This window comes from Janthinobacterium violaceinigrum, from assembly GCF_009208555.1.
GTDB classification, from domain to species: Bacteria; Pseudomonadota; Gammaproteobacteria; order Burkholderiales; family Burkholderiaceae_D; genus Janthinobacterium; species Janthinobacterium violaceinigrum.
In genome coordinates this window covers 120958-135845 of record NZ_WFLI01000002.1, presented here as the reverse complement: position 1 = coordinate 135845, position 14888 = coordinate 120958, and the positions used below count along the sequence as shown (strand labels likewise).

Annotated in this window: 7 protein-coding genes; 3 read left to right on the top strand and 4 right to left on the bottom strand. The window is 65.3% G+C overall.

Features of this window, described 5'->3' with window-relative positions; genetic code table 11:
* The first annotated feature begins 21 nt into the window (after nucleotides 1-21).
* Together GCN75_RS02230 and GCN75_RS02225 are read left to right on the top strand one after the other, a co-directional pair.
* A complete protein-coding gene (locus tag GCN75_RS02230) occupies nucleotides 22-2034 on the top strand; it encodes a S9 family peptidase (RefSeq protein ID WP_152281151.1) in 2013 nt (670 codons plus the stop codon).
* A gap of 169 nt (nucleotides 2035-2203) precedes the next feature.
* Nucleotides 2204-2497, top strand: a complete 294-nt coding sequence (locus GCN75_RS02225) for a DUF6916 family protein (RefSeq protein WP_226941017.1) — start codon at nucleotides 2204-2206, stop codon at nucleotides 2495-2497.
* Nucleotides 2498-2570: 73 nt separating this feature from the next.
* Here GCN75_RS02225 and GCN75_RS02220 read toward each other — a convergent pair whose 3' ends face one another.
* From GCN75_RS02220 to GCN75_RS02210, 3 genes are read right to left on the bottom strand one after another with little or no spacing between them, the layout of a single operon-like run.
* Entirely contained in the window at nucleotides 2571-3104 is a 534-nt protein-coding gene (locus GCN75_RS02220; protein ID WP_152281150.1) for a phage tail protein, read from the bottom strand.
* Between the two features lie 48 nt (nucleotides 3105-3152).
* The gene (locus tag GCN75_RS02215; RefSeq protein WP_152281149.1) at nucleotides 3153-3686 is read right to left on the bottom strand and encodes a phage tail protein; all 534 of its coding nucleotides are present in this window, start codon (nucleotides 3684-3686) and stop codon (nucleotides 3153-3155) included.
* Nucleotides 3687-3716: 30 nt separating this feature from the next.
* Complete coding sequence (locus tag GCN75_RS02210) at nucleotides 3717-4250, bottom strand: phage tail protein (protein WP_319633277.1); 534 nt, start codon at nucleotides 4248-4250, stop codon at nucleotides 3717-3719.
* A 560-nt stretch (nucleotides 4251-4810) separates the two neighbouring features.
* Between GCN75_RS02210 and GCN75_RS29485 the strand changes: the two genes are divergently transcribed.
* A complete protein-coding gene (locus tag GCN75_RS29485) occupies nucleotides 4811-13750 on the top strand; it encodes an IPT/TIG domain-containing protein (protein WP_152281148.1) in 8940 nt (2979 codons plus the stop codon).
* 71 nt (nucleotides 13751-13821) lie between these two features.
* On the opposite strand, the gene GCN75_RS02200 is transcribed toward GCN75_RS29485, so the two are convergent.
* Nucleotides 13822-14850: an acyl-CoA dehydrogenase family protein gene (locus tag GCN75_RS02200; protein ID WP_226941015.1), complete on the bottom strand. Its 1029-nt coding sequence runs from the start codon at nucleotides 14848-14850 to the stop codon at nucleotides 13822-13824.
* Nucleotides 14851-14888: the final 38 nt, after the last annotated feature.

Here is a 14888-nt window from a genome sequence, read left to right as displayed (position 1 = left end):
TTCATCAACCATGAGGTGTCCATGATTCGCCATGTCCTGCCTGTCCTGTTGTTCGCCAGCGTACTGCCGGCGCATGCCCAAGCTCCTGTCAATGACGCGCCGCTGATCGAGCGGGCGAAGATCTTTGGCAATCCCAGCAAGTCCGGCGGGCGCATCAGCCCGGATGGCAAGTGGCTGTCGTGGATCGCGCCGCGCGACGGCGTGCTCAATGTGTGGGTGGCGCCGGCCGGCAATCCGGCGCAGGCGCGTCCGCTGACGGAAGAAAAGGTACGTCCCATCCGCAGCAGCTTCTGGTCGCCCGATTCGAAAACCCTGCTGTTTATCCAGGACAAGGGCGGTGATGAAAATTTCCTGCTGTATGGCGTCAATGTCGTGAGCGGCAAGCAGGCCAGTTACACGCCGTTCGAGAAGACCCGCGTGCGGATCGTCCAGATCAGCAGCAAGGTGAAGGACCGCATCCTGGTGGGCGTCAACAACCGCGATGCGCGCTGGCACGATGTGTACAGCCTGGACCTGGCCAGCGGCAAGCTGACCCTGGTGCAGCAGAATGATGGCTATGGCGGCTACGTGGCCGACGAGCTGCTCAACGTGCGCATCGCCAGCAAGGCGCGCGCCGATGGCGGCATGCAGTACTTCCGCATAACGGACGGCAAGGCCGAGAGCACGCCGCTGGCCGAAGTGGGCCTGGAAGATGCGCAGACCACGGCGCCGCTGGCCTTCACGGCCGATGGCAAGACCTTGTACTGGACCGATTCGCGCGGCCGCAATACCTCGGCGCTGCTGGCGCAGGACGTGGCCAGCGGCAAGACCACGCTGGTGGCGCAAGACCCGCGCGCCGACATTTCCGACGCCCTGTACGACACGCGCACAGGCAAGGTGCAGGCGTATTCCGTCGACTATCTGCAGCACGAATACCTGCCGCTGACGAACGACCTGAAGGCCGACCTGGCCTTCCTGAAGAAGCATGCCAAGGGCCAGTTCAACGTGACGTCGCGCACGGAGGCCGATGACAAATGGCTGGTGGGCGTCGATGCCGTCACGGCACCGGCTTCGAGCTGGCTGTACGACCGCAAGAGCAAGAAGCTCACGCAGCTGTACGTGACGCGGCCGGAGCTGGAAGGCGCGCCATTGTTGCCCATGTATCCGCAGCAGATCAAGGCGCGCGACGGCCTGACCCTGGTCTCCTATCTCACCTTGCCGCAGGCCTCGAAGGCGGGCGCCGGCGGCGTGCCGTCGCAGGCGGTGCCGATGGTCCTGCTGGTGCATGGCGGCCCGTGGGCGCGCGATACCTATGGCTATAACAGCTACCATCAATGGCTGGCCAACCGCGGCTATGCGGTGCTGTCCGTGAATTACCGGGGCTCGACGGGCTTCGGCAAGCAGTTCATTTCGGCCGGCGACCTGCAGTGGGGCCGCAAGATGCACGACGACCTGCTCGATGCCGTGCAATGGGCGGTGAAGAGCGGCGTGACCACGGCCGACAAGGTGGCCATCATGGGCGGCTCCTACGGCGGCTACGCCACCCTGGCCGGCATGGCGTTCACGCCCACCACGTTTGCCTGCGGCGTCGACATCGTCGGTCCGTCGAACCTGTTCACCTTGCTGCAAACCATTCCGCCGTACTGGGAAGCGGGCAAGCAGCAGTTCTACAAGCGCATGGGCGACCCGACCACGGAAGAGGGCAAGGCGCTGCTGAAGGAGCGTTCGCCGCTGAACTTTGCGCAGAACATCCAGCGCCCGCTGCTGATCGGCCAGGGCGCGAACGACCCGCGCGTCAACGTGGCTGAATCGGACCAGATCGTGGCGGCCATGGCGGCGAAGAATATCCCCGTCACCTACGTGCTGTTCCCCGACGAGGGCCATGGGTTTGCCCGGCCCGTGAACAATATCGCCTTCAATGCGGTGACGGAAAACTTCCTGGGCCAGTGCCTGGCGGGCCGCGCCGAGCCGATCGGCGCCACCCTGAAGGCGTCCACCGCGCAGGTCAAGCACGGTGCCGGGTTTGCGCCGGGGCTGGAGGAGGCGATGCGCTAGGCGGAGAACGCGGCATCGTAGGCACTGCACGGGCGGCCGGGGCGGATGACCCTGGCTGCCGGGTGCAGAGGTGAAGACTTTCCTCTCAAAAACTGTGTAAAAGCGGCAATGCTTCCATTAGAATAAATCATTGTTTCAATCACACAGCCCATGAAATGGAATGCCTGCAATGATGAATGTATTGACCCTGGAACACTTTGCCGCACGCGTCAACGACACGTTTATCTCGGTCGGCGACGGGAATGCCGCTTTCATCCTGAAGGAGGCGCGCCCGTTGCCATCGGCCACACTGGAAGGCCTGTTGCGGGCGCCGTTCAGCCTGTTATTCCATAACAGTTCCCCCATCCTCTTCAGCCAGAAAATCTTTCAGCTGCAGCACGATGCGTTTGGCGAGGTGGGTATCTTCCTGGTGCCGGTGGCGCGCGACAACCACGGCTTTTTGTATCAGGCCGTGTTCAACTGAGAAGGCCGCGGCGGCGGGGGGGCAGGCAGGGCAGGCGGAGCCTGATGGCGCCGCCTGCCCGGAGTTTCAAGTCTTAATCAAACGCGGGAAACTCGCCCTGCAGGGCGATGCAGAAATTTACCGCCAGCAAGGGCTGGCGGTTTTCATGCGCCTGGCCGCCACCCGCGCTGCCGATGGTCAGTGGCGACAAGGTGGTGTTCGGCGTTGCCGCGGGCACGAACGCGTTCGTGCCCGTGATGCTGGTCAGGCCATCGCCATTTTGCGGCACGTTGCGCTGCAGGGTGGCATTGGTCTGGCGGCTCAAGGTCAGTTGATGGGTGTGGTTGGGAATCTGCGTGAGATTCAGCTGGACGGTATTGCTGCCGAACGTTTCGCCCATCACACGCTGCGTCAAGCCTGGCCCCTGGCCCTGGCTGCAGGGCGCGCGTCCTGTGAAGTTGGGCAACTGGAAGGTGTTGACTCCATCGCCGCCATATTGCGTGCCGATTAATGAAAACAGGGCGCTGAATTGCCTTATCTGCAGGGTGGCGCCATTACAGCTTGCCCACCCGGCAGGGGTGAAATTGAAGCCAAAGACTTGTATTTCGCCAAGATATGGTGATGTCACGGTAGGTTCTCCTGATCGATTTTATGGGCTGCGCTTGCGTGCTGGCTGTTATTGTTGGGATGGGTAAATGCCTGCCCATGCGATGCAAAACGATGCGGTCAGGGTGGGCATGGTGTTGTCATGCGGCAAGCTGCTGCCGGCAGTACCCGTTGCTGCGGGCGCCATGTCATAGGTCGTGAGGCCAGCCAGGCTGCTCGTGTACATCTTGTCGTTATTGACCGGGGCCGCCAGCTGTGCGCTGGTCCCTGGCGTGTTGATCGTCGCCAGTGTGCTGATCGCACTGAATACGTGCGTATGCGCGGGCATCTGGGTCGGCAGCAAGGTCACCGTTTCGCTGCCCCCCTTTTGCCCCATGACCCGGGGTGTCAGGCTGGGGCCGGTGCCCTGATGCAGGGGCACCTGGCCGCGCAGGTCGGGTACACCGAATGTATTGACGCCGTCGCCGCCATAGGTGGTGCCCAGCAGGGTATATAGCACCTCGTTATTGGCGATGGGCTTCAGGCTGCCATCGCAGGCAAACCAGCCTTGCGGTATGCGAGGAAAGGAAAACAGGCGGATCTCGCCGACGTAAGGTGTAGTCATGACTATGCTCCGTGGGAAGTGGCTGGCACGTTAGTTGCGCGATGGGAAGACGCCGTTCAGGGCGATATTAAAATTGAGTACCTGAAATGGCTGCATATTGCTATGCGGCAAGCTGCCGCCTGCCGGGGCCAGGACCAGGTTGTTCAAGGGCACTTGCGGGCCTGCCGTGCCATAGATGGCTTCCGTGCCGCTGCCGCCATACAGGGTGTTGGTGGGATTCTTGGTGGTGCCTGGCGTGGTCATCGCATTGGCCGCGTGCGTATGCGGCGGAATCTGACTCAGTGTCAAAGTGATAGCTTCCGCGCCGTTACGAGCACCGACCTGGTAGGGGACGGGTTGCCAGGAAGCGTCCACCGAACTGCCTGAACCGACAGGGGTGCTGCCTTGCAAGTTTGGCAAGGCAAAGTTGGTCGTGCCGTTCCCCCCGTAAAAGGTACCCAACAGGGCAAACAGCGCCTGATTCTGCGTAATTGGCAGCAATTGCCCGTTACATGCTGCAAATCCACGCGGCGCAAACGCAAATCCGCTCATCATGATTTGTCCCAAATACACTTCAGCCATCATCGTTCTCCCGCTGTTGGAATGTCATTAAATGCTAAATGAATAATATTTTCCATTTGCAATCAATATTGTTTTTTGAAAAACCCTTTTTGTTATAGTTACTTTATTGAAATCTCGAGGTAGCATACGTTGTCGTATGGCAAGCGTCAACATCTGTTGGCCCTCTGGAAGAGCTCGGAATGGGGACCGCTTGCAGCTTGAATCCACGGTTCTTTTTGTCTAAAAAACTCTGTATTGGAGAAATCATGTTGCGTATTTGCAACGATATCGTCGCCCGTCCGGCACATTTTTTGTTCCTTGCTTTTGTCGCAGGAACGCGAGGGCGGGCAGCGGCTCGCCGGGTTGGCCTGGCGCCAGCGTTTTGCCGTTTCCTGCATGGCTGCGTTACGCTGTGCCTGCTGATGCTGGCGCTTGGCGCAGGCCCGGCGCAGGCAGCCAACGGCGATCCGAGCACGAAATGTATTCCCAATCAGCGGAGTTTTACCGTCGCATCAGGCGGTTCCTATGTCGTCGATTTGTCGCTGTGTAGCTCATTTGGCCTGACGGATAATGGCGCAACGGCCTTGCACGGCACGATTACCGGTCTTGTCAATAACGGTACCGGTATTGCGACCTACATCAATAATGGCGACGGGGCACTGTCCGACAGCTTTGTCCTGTGGGATGAAGACAGCAAGGCGGTGACTTTTACGGTGACCGTCCAGCCGCCTGCGGCTGCCTTCACCGTGTCGCCGGGCAGCATATCGGCGCCCGTGATCGGCGTGCCGTACAGCCAGGCGATGTCGTCGACCGGCGGTGTCGCGCCTTACAACTACGCGCTCGTATCTGGTGCTTTGCCACCAGGCATCACCGTGTCGTCGACCGGCGTGATTTCCGGCACCGTGACGGCGACCGGCGCCTATGTGTTCGGCATCAAGGTGACCGACTCGACCTCAGGCACGCCGCTGACCGTCACCAAGAATTACTCCGTGTCGATCGCCGTGCCTACGCTGAGCATCACGCCCACCGTGCTGCCGGCCGGCGGGTTGTCGGTGCCGTACAGCCAACAGATGTCGACCGCCAATGGCACCGGGCCCTTTACGTATGTGGTGGAGTCGGGCAGCCTGCCGGCGGGCATCACCCTGTCGGGCAGCGGCTTGCTCTCGGGCACGCCCGGTGCCTTGGGCACCTATAACTTTGTGATGAAATCGACGGACAGCACGGGCGGTAACGGACCATACAACACGTCCAGAAGCTATTCCCTGGTGATCAACGCCCAGCCGCCGCCGACGATCACGGGTGTGTCGCCAGCGCTCGGTCCGGTCAGCGGCGGCACCGCCGTCACCATTACCGGTACCGGCTTTACCGGCGCAACGGCACTCAAATTCGGCAGCAACAATGGCCTCAGTGTTACCGTGCTCAATTCCACGACAATCACCGCCACGTCGCCAGCCGGCACTGGTGTCGTGAACGTATTTGTCACTACGCCAGGCGGCACCAACGCCGCCGATCCGTCAAACCAGTTCACCTATGTTCCGGCACCAGCGATCACCAGCATTTCGCCGACGGCGGGCCCAGGCGGTGGCGGCACCACGGTCACCATCAACGGCTCGAACTTTACCGGCGCGACGGCGGTGACCTTCGGCGCCACGGCGGCAACGGGCTTTACGGTCAATAGCGCCACGCAGATCACGGCGACGGCGCCAGCCGGTACGGGCACGGTGGACGTGCGCGTCACGACGGCCGGCGGCACCAGCGCCACCAGCGCGAACGATCAGTACACCTTTGTGGCGTTACCGACAGTGACGAGCATTTCACCCACTGCGGGGCCGGCCGGCGGCGGCGCCACGGTCGTCATCAGTGGCACGAACTTTTCCACCACGACGGCGGTGACCTTCGGCGCCACAGCGGCGACGGGCTTTACCGTCAACAGCGCCACGCAGATCACGGCCACGGCGCCTGCCGGCACGGGTACGGTGGACGTGCGCGTCACGACGGTCGGCGGCACCAGCGCCACCAGCGCGGCGGATCAATTTACGTATGTGGCGGCACCGGTGGTGAGCAGCATTTCGCCCACGGCCGGCCCCGCTACAGGCGGCACCACGGTCACCATCAGCGGCACGAATTTCAGTGGCGCGACGGCGGTGAGGTTCGGCGCCACGGCGGCGACGGGCTTTACGGTCAACAGCGCCACGCAGATTACGGCGACGGCACCCCCGGGCATTGCAGGCACGGTGGACGTGACGGTCACCACGTCGGGTGGCACCAGCGCCACTGGCGCGGCCGATCAATTTACCTACGTGGCGGTGCCGACGGTGACGAGCCTGTCGCCGACGGCAGGCCCCATCGCCGGCGGCAGCACGGTGACCGTCAGCGGCACGAATTTCAGCGGCGCGACGGCGGTGACCTTCGGCGGCACGGCAGCCATCGGCTTTACCGTCAACAGCGCCACGCAGATCACGGCCACGGCGCCAGCCGGTTCCGGCACGGTGGACGTGCGCGTGACGACGGTCGGCGGCACCAGCGCCACCAGCGCGGCGGACCAATTTACCTACGTGGCAGTACCGGTGGTGAGCAGCATTTCGCCTGCGGCCGGCCCGGCTGCAGGCGGCACCACGGTCACCATCAGCGGCACGAATTTCAGTGGCGCGACGGCGGTGACCTTCGGGGGCACGGCAGCGACGGGCTTTACGGTCAACAGCGCCACGCAGATCACGGCGACGGCGCCAGCCGGCGCGGGCACGGTGGACGTGCGCATCACCACCATCGGCGGCACCAGCGCCACCAGCGCGGCCGACCAATTTACGTACGTGGCAGCACCGGTGGTGAGCAGCATTTCGCCCACCTCCGGCCCGGCTGCTGGCGGCACCACGGTCACCATCAGCGGCACGAATTTCAGTGGCGCGACGGCGGTGAGGTTCGGCGCCACGGCGGCGACGGGCTTTACGGTCAATAGCGCCACGCAGATCACGGCAACGGCACCAGCCGGTACGGGCACGGTGGACGTGCGCGTCACGACAGCCGGCGGCACCAGCGCCACTGGCGCGGCCGATCAATTTACCTACGTGGCGGTGCCGACGGTGACGAGCTTGTCGCCGACGGCAGGCCCCATCGCCGGCGGCAGCACGGTGACCGTCAGCGGCACGAATTTCAGTGGCGCGACGGCGGTGACGTTCGGTGGCACGGCAGCCATCGGCTTTACCGTCAACAGCGCCACGCAGATCACGGCCACGGCGCCAGCCGGTTCCGGCACGGTGGACGTGCGCGTGACGACGGTCGGCGGCACCAGCGCCACCAGCGCGGCGGACCAATTTACGTATGTGGCAGTACCGGTGGTGAGCAGCATTTCGCCCACGGCTGGTCCGGCTGCTGGCGGCGCCACGGTCACCATCAGCGGCACGAATTTCAGTGGCGCGACGGCGGTGACCTTCGGGGGTACGGCAGCGACGGGCTTTACGGTCAACAGCGCCACGCAGATCACGGCGACGGCGCCGGCTGGTTCCGGTACGGTGGACGTGAGCATCACCACCATCGGCGGCACCAGCGCCACCAGCGCGGCCGATCAATTTACGTACGTGGCAGCACCGGTGGTGAGCAGCATTTCGCCCACATCGGGCCCGGCTGCTGGCGGCAGCACCGTCACCATCAGCGGCACGAATTTCAGTGGCGCGACGGCAGTGACGTTCGGTGGCGCGGCCGCCTCCGGCTTTACGGTTAACAGCGCCACGCAGATCACGGCAACAGCACCACCTGGTGTGGGTACGGTGGATGTGCGCGTGACAACGGCCGGCGGCACCAGCGCCACCGGTGCGGCGGATCAATTTACCTATATAGCTGCACCGGTGGTGAGCAGTATTTCGCCCACCTCGGGCCCGGCTACCGGCGGCACCACGGTCACCATCAGCGGCACGAATTTCAGTGGCTTGATGGCGGTGACGTTCGGCGGCACGGCAGCGACGGCCTTTACCTTCAACAGCGCCACGCAGATCACGGCGACGGCGCCAGCCGGCACGGGCACGGTGGACGTGCGCGTGACGACGTCGGGCGGCACCAGCGCCACTGGTGCAGCGGATCAATTTACCTATGTGGGCGCACCGGTGGTGAGCAGCATTTCGCCCACGGCCGGTCCGGCTGCCGGCGGCACCACGGTCACCATCAGCGGCACGAATTTCAGTGGCGCGACGGCGGTGACCTTTGGCGGCACGGCAGCGACGGGCTTTACGGTCAACAACGCTACGCAGATTACGGCCACGGCGCCAGCCGGCACGGGTACGGTGGACGTGCGCATCACGACCATCGGCGGCACCAGCGCCACCAGCGCGGCCGACCAATTTACGTACGTGGCAGCACCGGTGGTGAGCAGCATTTCGCCCACATCGGGCCCGGCTGCTGGCGGCGCCACGGTCACCATCAGCGGCACGAATTTCAGTGGCGCGACGGCAGTGACGTTCGGCGGCGCGGCCGCCTCCGGCTTTACGGTCAACAGCGCCACGCAGATCACGGCAACAGCACCACCTGGTGCCGGTACGGTGGATGTGCGCGTGACAACGGCCGGCGGCACCAGCGCCACCGGTGCGGCGGATCAATTTACCTATATAGCTGCACCGGTGGTGAGCAGTATTTCGCCCACCTCGGGCCCGGCTACCGGCGGCACCACGGTCACCATCAGCGGCACGAATTTCAGTGGCGTGACGGCGGTGACGTTCGGCGGCACGGCAGCGACGGGCTTTACCTTCAACAGCGCCACGCAGATCACGGCGACGGCGCCAGCCGGCACGGGCACGGTGGATGTGCGCGTCACGACCATCGGCGGCACCAGCGCCGCCAGTGCGAACGACCAGTTCACCTATGTGGGCGCACCGGTAGTGAGCAGCATTTCGCCCACGTCCGGCCCGATTGCTGGCGGCAGCACGGTCACCATCAGCGGCACGAATTTCAGTGGCGCGACGGCGGTGACCTTCGGCGGCACGGCGGCGACGGCCTTTAACGTCAACAGCGCCACGCAGATCACGGCGACGGCGCCAGCCGGCACGGGCACGGTGGACGTGCGCATCACCACCATCGGCGGCACCAGCGCCACCAGCGCGAACGACCAGTTCACTTATGTGGGCATACCGGTGGTGAGCAGCATTTCGCCCACGGCCGGTCCGACTGTTGGCGGCAGCACGGTCACCATCAGCGGCACGAATTTCAGTGGCGCGACGGCAGTGACCTTCGGTGGCGCTGCAGCGGCGGGCTTTACCGTCAATAGCGCCACGCAGATCACGGCAACGGCGCCAGCTGGTGCCGGCACGGTGGACGTGCGCGTGACAACGGCCGGCGGCACCAGCGCCGCAGTTGCGGCGGACCAATTTACCTATGTAGTTGCACCGGCGGTGAGCAGCATTTCGCCTACTACCGGTCCGGCTACCGGCGGCAGCACGGTCACCATCAGCGGCACGAATTTCAGTGGCGCGACGGCAGTGACGTTCGGCGGCACGGCAGCGACGGGCTTCACGATCAACAGCGCCACGCAGATCACGGCGACGGCGCCAGCCGGTGCTGGCACGGTGGACGTGCGTGTCACCACCATCGGTGGCACCAGCGCCACCAGCGCGAACGACCAGTTCACGTATGTGGGCGCACCGGTGGTGAGCAGTATTTCGCCCACCTCCGGTCCGGCTACTGGCGGCGCCACGGTCACCATCAGCGGCACGGGCTTTGGCGGCGCGACGGCGGTGATGTTCGGCAGCACGGCGGCGACGGGCTTTACCGTCAACAGTGCCACGCAGATCACGGCCACGGCGCCAGCCGGCACGGGCACGGTGGACGTGCGCATCACCACCATCGGCGGCACCAGCGCCACCAGCGCGAACGACCAGTTTAGCTATGTGGGCGTGCCGGTGGTGAGCGGTATTTCCCCGGCCTCCGGTCCAACGACGGGCGGCAGCAGTGTCGTTATCACCGGCGCGGGCCTTGGCGGCGCGACGGCAGTGACGTTTGGCGGCACGGCGGCGACGAGTTTCACCGTCAACAGCGCCACGCAGATCACGGCCACGGCTCCAGCTGGCGCCGGCACGGTAGACGTGCGCGTCGTCACCATCGGTGGCACGAGCGCCGCCAGCGCGTCGGACCAGTTCACCTACGTGTTGGCGCCGGCAGTCAGCGGCATTGCACCTGCCTCCGGCCCCATCGCCGGCGGCACCAGCGTGGTCATCACCGGTACCGGCTTTAGCGGTGCCACGGCAGTGCGATTCGGCAGCGCCAATGCCGGCAGCTTTGTCGTCAACGGCGCCACGCAGATCACGGCCACGAGTCCATCGGGCAGCCTGGGCGTGGTGGATGTGAAGGTGACCACGGTTGGCGGCACCAGCGCCAGCGGTGCGGCGGACCAATTTACGTATATTCCGACCGGCGTGATCACGTTTGCGACACCGACCGCGGCATCTGTTCCATTGGGCAATAACTTCAGCAATGCAGCGACATCGAGCCTGGCGGGCGGCAGCTATGGCGCCTTGAGCTATGCCAGCTCGAATACGGGCGTGGCGACCGTCAGCGGCACCGGCGTCATCACTGCCGTCAGCGCCGGCACCAGCACCATCACCGCGACGCAGGCCGCGGTCGCCGGGGTCAATGCCCAGGCGACGCAAACGTACACCGTGACCGTGACCTCGGCCATCGGCGTCACCCCGGCAACCTTGCCGGCGGCAACCGTTGCCACCGCGTACAGCCAGCAACTGACGGCCAGCGGCGGTGTCGGCCCGTACACGTTCGCGATAACGGGCAGCCTGCCTGCCGGCATGAGCTCGAACGCCAGCGGCGTCTTGAGCGGCACGCCCACGGCGGCCGGCGATTTTGCGCTGGTAGTGCAAGTGACGGATTCGCGTCAATTCACTGGGGCGAAGAGCTACACGCTGTCCGTCGCTTCGGCGGTACTCACGCTGAACCCGGCCAGCTTGCCCAATCCGACGGCGGAAGCGGCTTACAGCACGACCGTCTCGGGTACGGGCGGAACGGCGCCTTACAGCTATGCCGTGGTGGGCACCTTGCCCGTGGGCCTGAGCCTGAATACGGCGACGGGCGTGCTGTCCGGCACGACGAATGTGGCAGGCAGCTTCCCGTTCAGCATCAAGGTCACCGACAGCAGCACGGGCGTGGGTGCGCCGTTCAGCGCCAGCAAGAACTACACGCTGGCGGTAGCGGCTCCTACCCTGACCCTGACGCCGGCCAGCCTGGCGGCGATCCGCGCCGGCGATGCCTACAGCCAGCCATTCACGGCTGCCGGCGGTATTGCGCCCTATGCGTATTCCCTCAGCAGCGGCACCTTGCCGAGCGGCCTGGTACTCGATGGGGCCACCGGCATCGTCAGCGGCACGCCGACGGTGGCGGGCAGCTTTGCCTTCACCCTGCAAGCGAAGGATACGCACCAGTTCACGGTGCAGCAGGCGCTGACCTTGCAGGTGAACCAGGCGCCGCCACCGGTGAACAATGAAACCACCACCACCTCGGCCAACCAGGAAGTGAGCCTGACCATCGCGTCCACCGATGGCAGTCCGATCACCGACGTCACCATCGTCACGCCGCCGCAGCATGGGCGCGTCACGGTGGTGTCGACGGGCGCCTCGGCACGGATGGCACGCGCCGTCGGCGCGAGTTTTAAAGTGACGTATGTGCCGAATGCCGATTACTTCGGTCCGGACAGCTTCAGCTACACGGCGACGGGACCAGGCGGCACCTCCGCGCCTGCCACCATCAGCGTGACTGTGGCGCCGCAGCCGGTGCCCGTGCCCGTCGCCAAGACGGCCACGGTACTGGCTGGCACGCCGGTGACCCTGCACGTGACGGAAGGCGCCACGGGCGGCCCGTTCACGGCGGTGGCCATCACCACGCAGCCGGCCAGCGGCACGGCGGTGGTCAGCGGCATGGACATCGTCTACACGCCTGGCGTCAGCACGAGCGGCGACATCAGCATCGGCTACACCGTGTCGAACGTGTTCGGCACCTCGATACCGGTGAAAGCGACCATCAGCGTCAATCCGATGCCGCAGGTGGTCAGCCAGAGCGCCACCGTGGTGGCCGGCCTGACGGTCACGGTCGACCTGACGGCAGGCGCCACGGGCGGTCCGTTCACGGCGGCCAATGTACTGAGCGTGGCGCCGGAAAACGCGGGCAAGGCCGTGGTGCGCGACGTGGGCACGGCCGGCAAGCCGTCGTACCAGCTGAGCTTTACGGCCTCGGGCAAGTTTGCCGGCGCCGCCGTGGTCAGCTACACCCTGAGCAATGCCTTTGCCACCTCGAAACCGGGCGTGGTCAACGTGACCGTGACGGCGCGCCGCGACCCGTCGACAGATCCGGAAGTGATCGGTCTGCAGGCAGCGCAAGCCGACGCGGCGCGGCGTTTCGCCAGCGCACAGCTGTCGAACTTCACGCAGCGCCTGGAAAGCCTGCATGGCGATGGCTGGGGACGTTCCAGCTTTGGCCTGAGCCTGACGTCGCCTGGCGACAGCGGCAATCCGACGGCAGCGCTGGCGCGCTGGCAGGAGCAGGAAGCGGACCGCGTGTTCGGCACGGCCGTGAAACCGTTCATGCGCAAGACGGCCTTGCGCCAGCCTGATAGCGGTTTCAGCAGCGAACGGCAACAGGTGGATGTCAGCGAGGCCACGAATGGCTTGCCGGACATGCCGCAAAGGCCGGACACGCAGAAACAAGCGCTGGCGTTGTGGCTCGGTGGCGCGGTGGATTTCGGCCAGCACTATGTGAATGGCCGCGATACGGGCTTCCGCTTCCGCACCAACGGCATCAGCGTCGGTGGCGATTACCGCATCAGCGACCTGGCGACCCTGGGCGTGGGTGCCGGTTTCAGCCATGACCGCAGCGATGTGGGCCAGAACGGCAGCCGCAGCACGGCTGACAGTGCCGTGGCGGCCGTGTATGGCAGCTTGCGCCCAAGCAAAGGCGTCTTCCTCGACGGTGTGCTCGGTTACGGCACCTTGCAGTACGACGCGTCGCGCTACCTGACCGACGGCAGCGGTTTCGCCACCGGTGAGCGCGACGGCAAACAAGTGTTCGGCGCCGTCGTCGGCGGTATCGAGATGCGCCATGACACCTGGATGTGGTCGCCATATGGCCGCGTGGAACTGATGTCGGCCAAGCTCGATCCGTACACGGAGAAGGCGACGGGCATCAATGCCTTGAGCTACTTCAAGCAAACCGTGCGTTCGCGCATCGGCGCGCTAGGCGTGCGGGCCGAGGGCTTGTACGTGGGCGGCCTGGGCACGTGGTTCCCCCGTGCGCGCCTCGAGTATCGCCACCAGTTCCAGGGTGCCGATGATGCGCGCCTGGCATATGCCGACCTGGTGGCCGACGGCCCCGTGTACGTGATCCGCACCTTGCCGCAAGAGACGGGCAACTGGACGGCGGGACTGGGCGTGAAGCTGCTGCTGTCGAACGGCATGACCATCACGGTGGACTACAACAGCAATCTGAATATGGATAGCGGGCGTACCCAGTCGGTGATGTTCGGCATCGCCATGCCGCTGAAGTAATCACGTAGTCAGGCCAGCCCTGATCGCCGGACCGGAATCACTTCCGGTCCGGCGATTTTTTTTGGACTATGTCAGAGTGCCCACGGGTGTTCTTCGGCGCCGGCGACGATGCCGCCCAGCACGGCTTGGTCGCGTTCCGCGTGGCTCTGGCGCAGGAACACGGGCAGGTCGGCTGCCAGGCGCGCGAAGCGCGCATCGCGGCACAGGGGGCCGGCGCCCAGCGCCCGTGTCGCCAGGTGCAGGACCAGGGTGGCGGCATCTTCCACCGCCAGGCGCAGGCGCAGCGCCAGTTCCATGGCATCGCGCTGCGGCTGGGCGTCGATCTCGGCGGCGCCTTCGCGCAGCAGGGCGCAGGCGGCGCGCAGCGCACAGTCGATCTGGCCCAGTTGCGCCAGGCGCACGGGATCGGGAGCGGCGTGCTGCGCGCGCGCATGCAGGTGGCTGGCGACGGCGCAGGCCGCGCCATACCACGCGGCCGCGATGCCGGCGGCGCCATGCCAGTAGCCGGGACGGGCCAGATAGGCGCCCGGCGCGCCCACGGGAATGGCGCGCGCGTGGGAAAAGGTCACGTCGACGCTGACGCAGGCCTGCATGCCGACGGCTTGCCAGCCTTCGTTGGTGACGTGCACGCCGGGCTGCGCCAGTGCCACGCAGGCCAGGCATGCCTGGCCTTTTGCATTCCAGCAGCTGATCAAGGCATGGCTGAGGCCATGCGCCCCGGCACACGAGGCCTTGCGCCCGTCGAGCACATGGCGGCCGTCGGCCGTCTGTTGCAGCTTGACGCGCGCGCCCGGCATTTCCGCACACCACACGCCCCAGCTGCTGCCGGCCGGCACGCCGGGGTCGCCGATTTCCGCCAGGATGGCCAGCGCATCGGTATGGCTTTCGTACAGCTTGAGCAGGGAAAGGTCGATGGCGGCGATGGCGGCCAGCATTTGCCAGCGCAGCAGGGTGGCGCCGTGGCCGGGCAGGGGCAATTGGTCCAGCCCGGCATCGCACAGGCGCCGCAAGCCGTCGATGGGGAGGACAGCGCCGTCCTGCGGCTGCAGCAGGGCAGTCAATGCAGCATTGGACGGCAGCGAGAAGGTATTGGACGGCATGGCAAGCTCCTGTTTTTCAACAGAACAGCTTTTTGTTT

What these genes read in the sequence shown, in the direction of transcription:
- GCN75_RS02230 (WP_152281151.1), top strand. Translation starts at nt 22, where the DNA reads ATGATTCGCCATGTCCTGCCTGTCCTGTTGTTCGCCAGCGTACTGCCG.
- GCN75_RS02225 (WP_226941017.1), top strand. Translation starts at nt 2,204, where the DNA reads ATGATGAATGTATTGACCCTGGAACACTTTGCCGCACGCGTCAACGAC.
- GCN75_RS02215 (WP_152281149.1), bottom strand. Translation starts at nt 3,686, where the DNA reads ATGACTACACCTTACGTCGGCGAGATCCGCCTGTTTTCCTTTCCTCGC.
- GCN75_RS02210 (WP_319633277.1), bottom strand. Translation starts at nt 4,250, where the DNA reads ATGATGGCTGAAGTGTATTTGGGACAAATCATGATGAGCGGATTTGCG.
- GCN75_RS02200 (WP_226941015.1), bottom strand. Translation starts at nt 14,850, where the DNA reads ATGCCGTCCAATACCTTCTCGCTGCCGTCCAATGCTGCATTGACTGCC.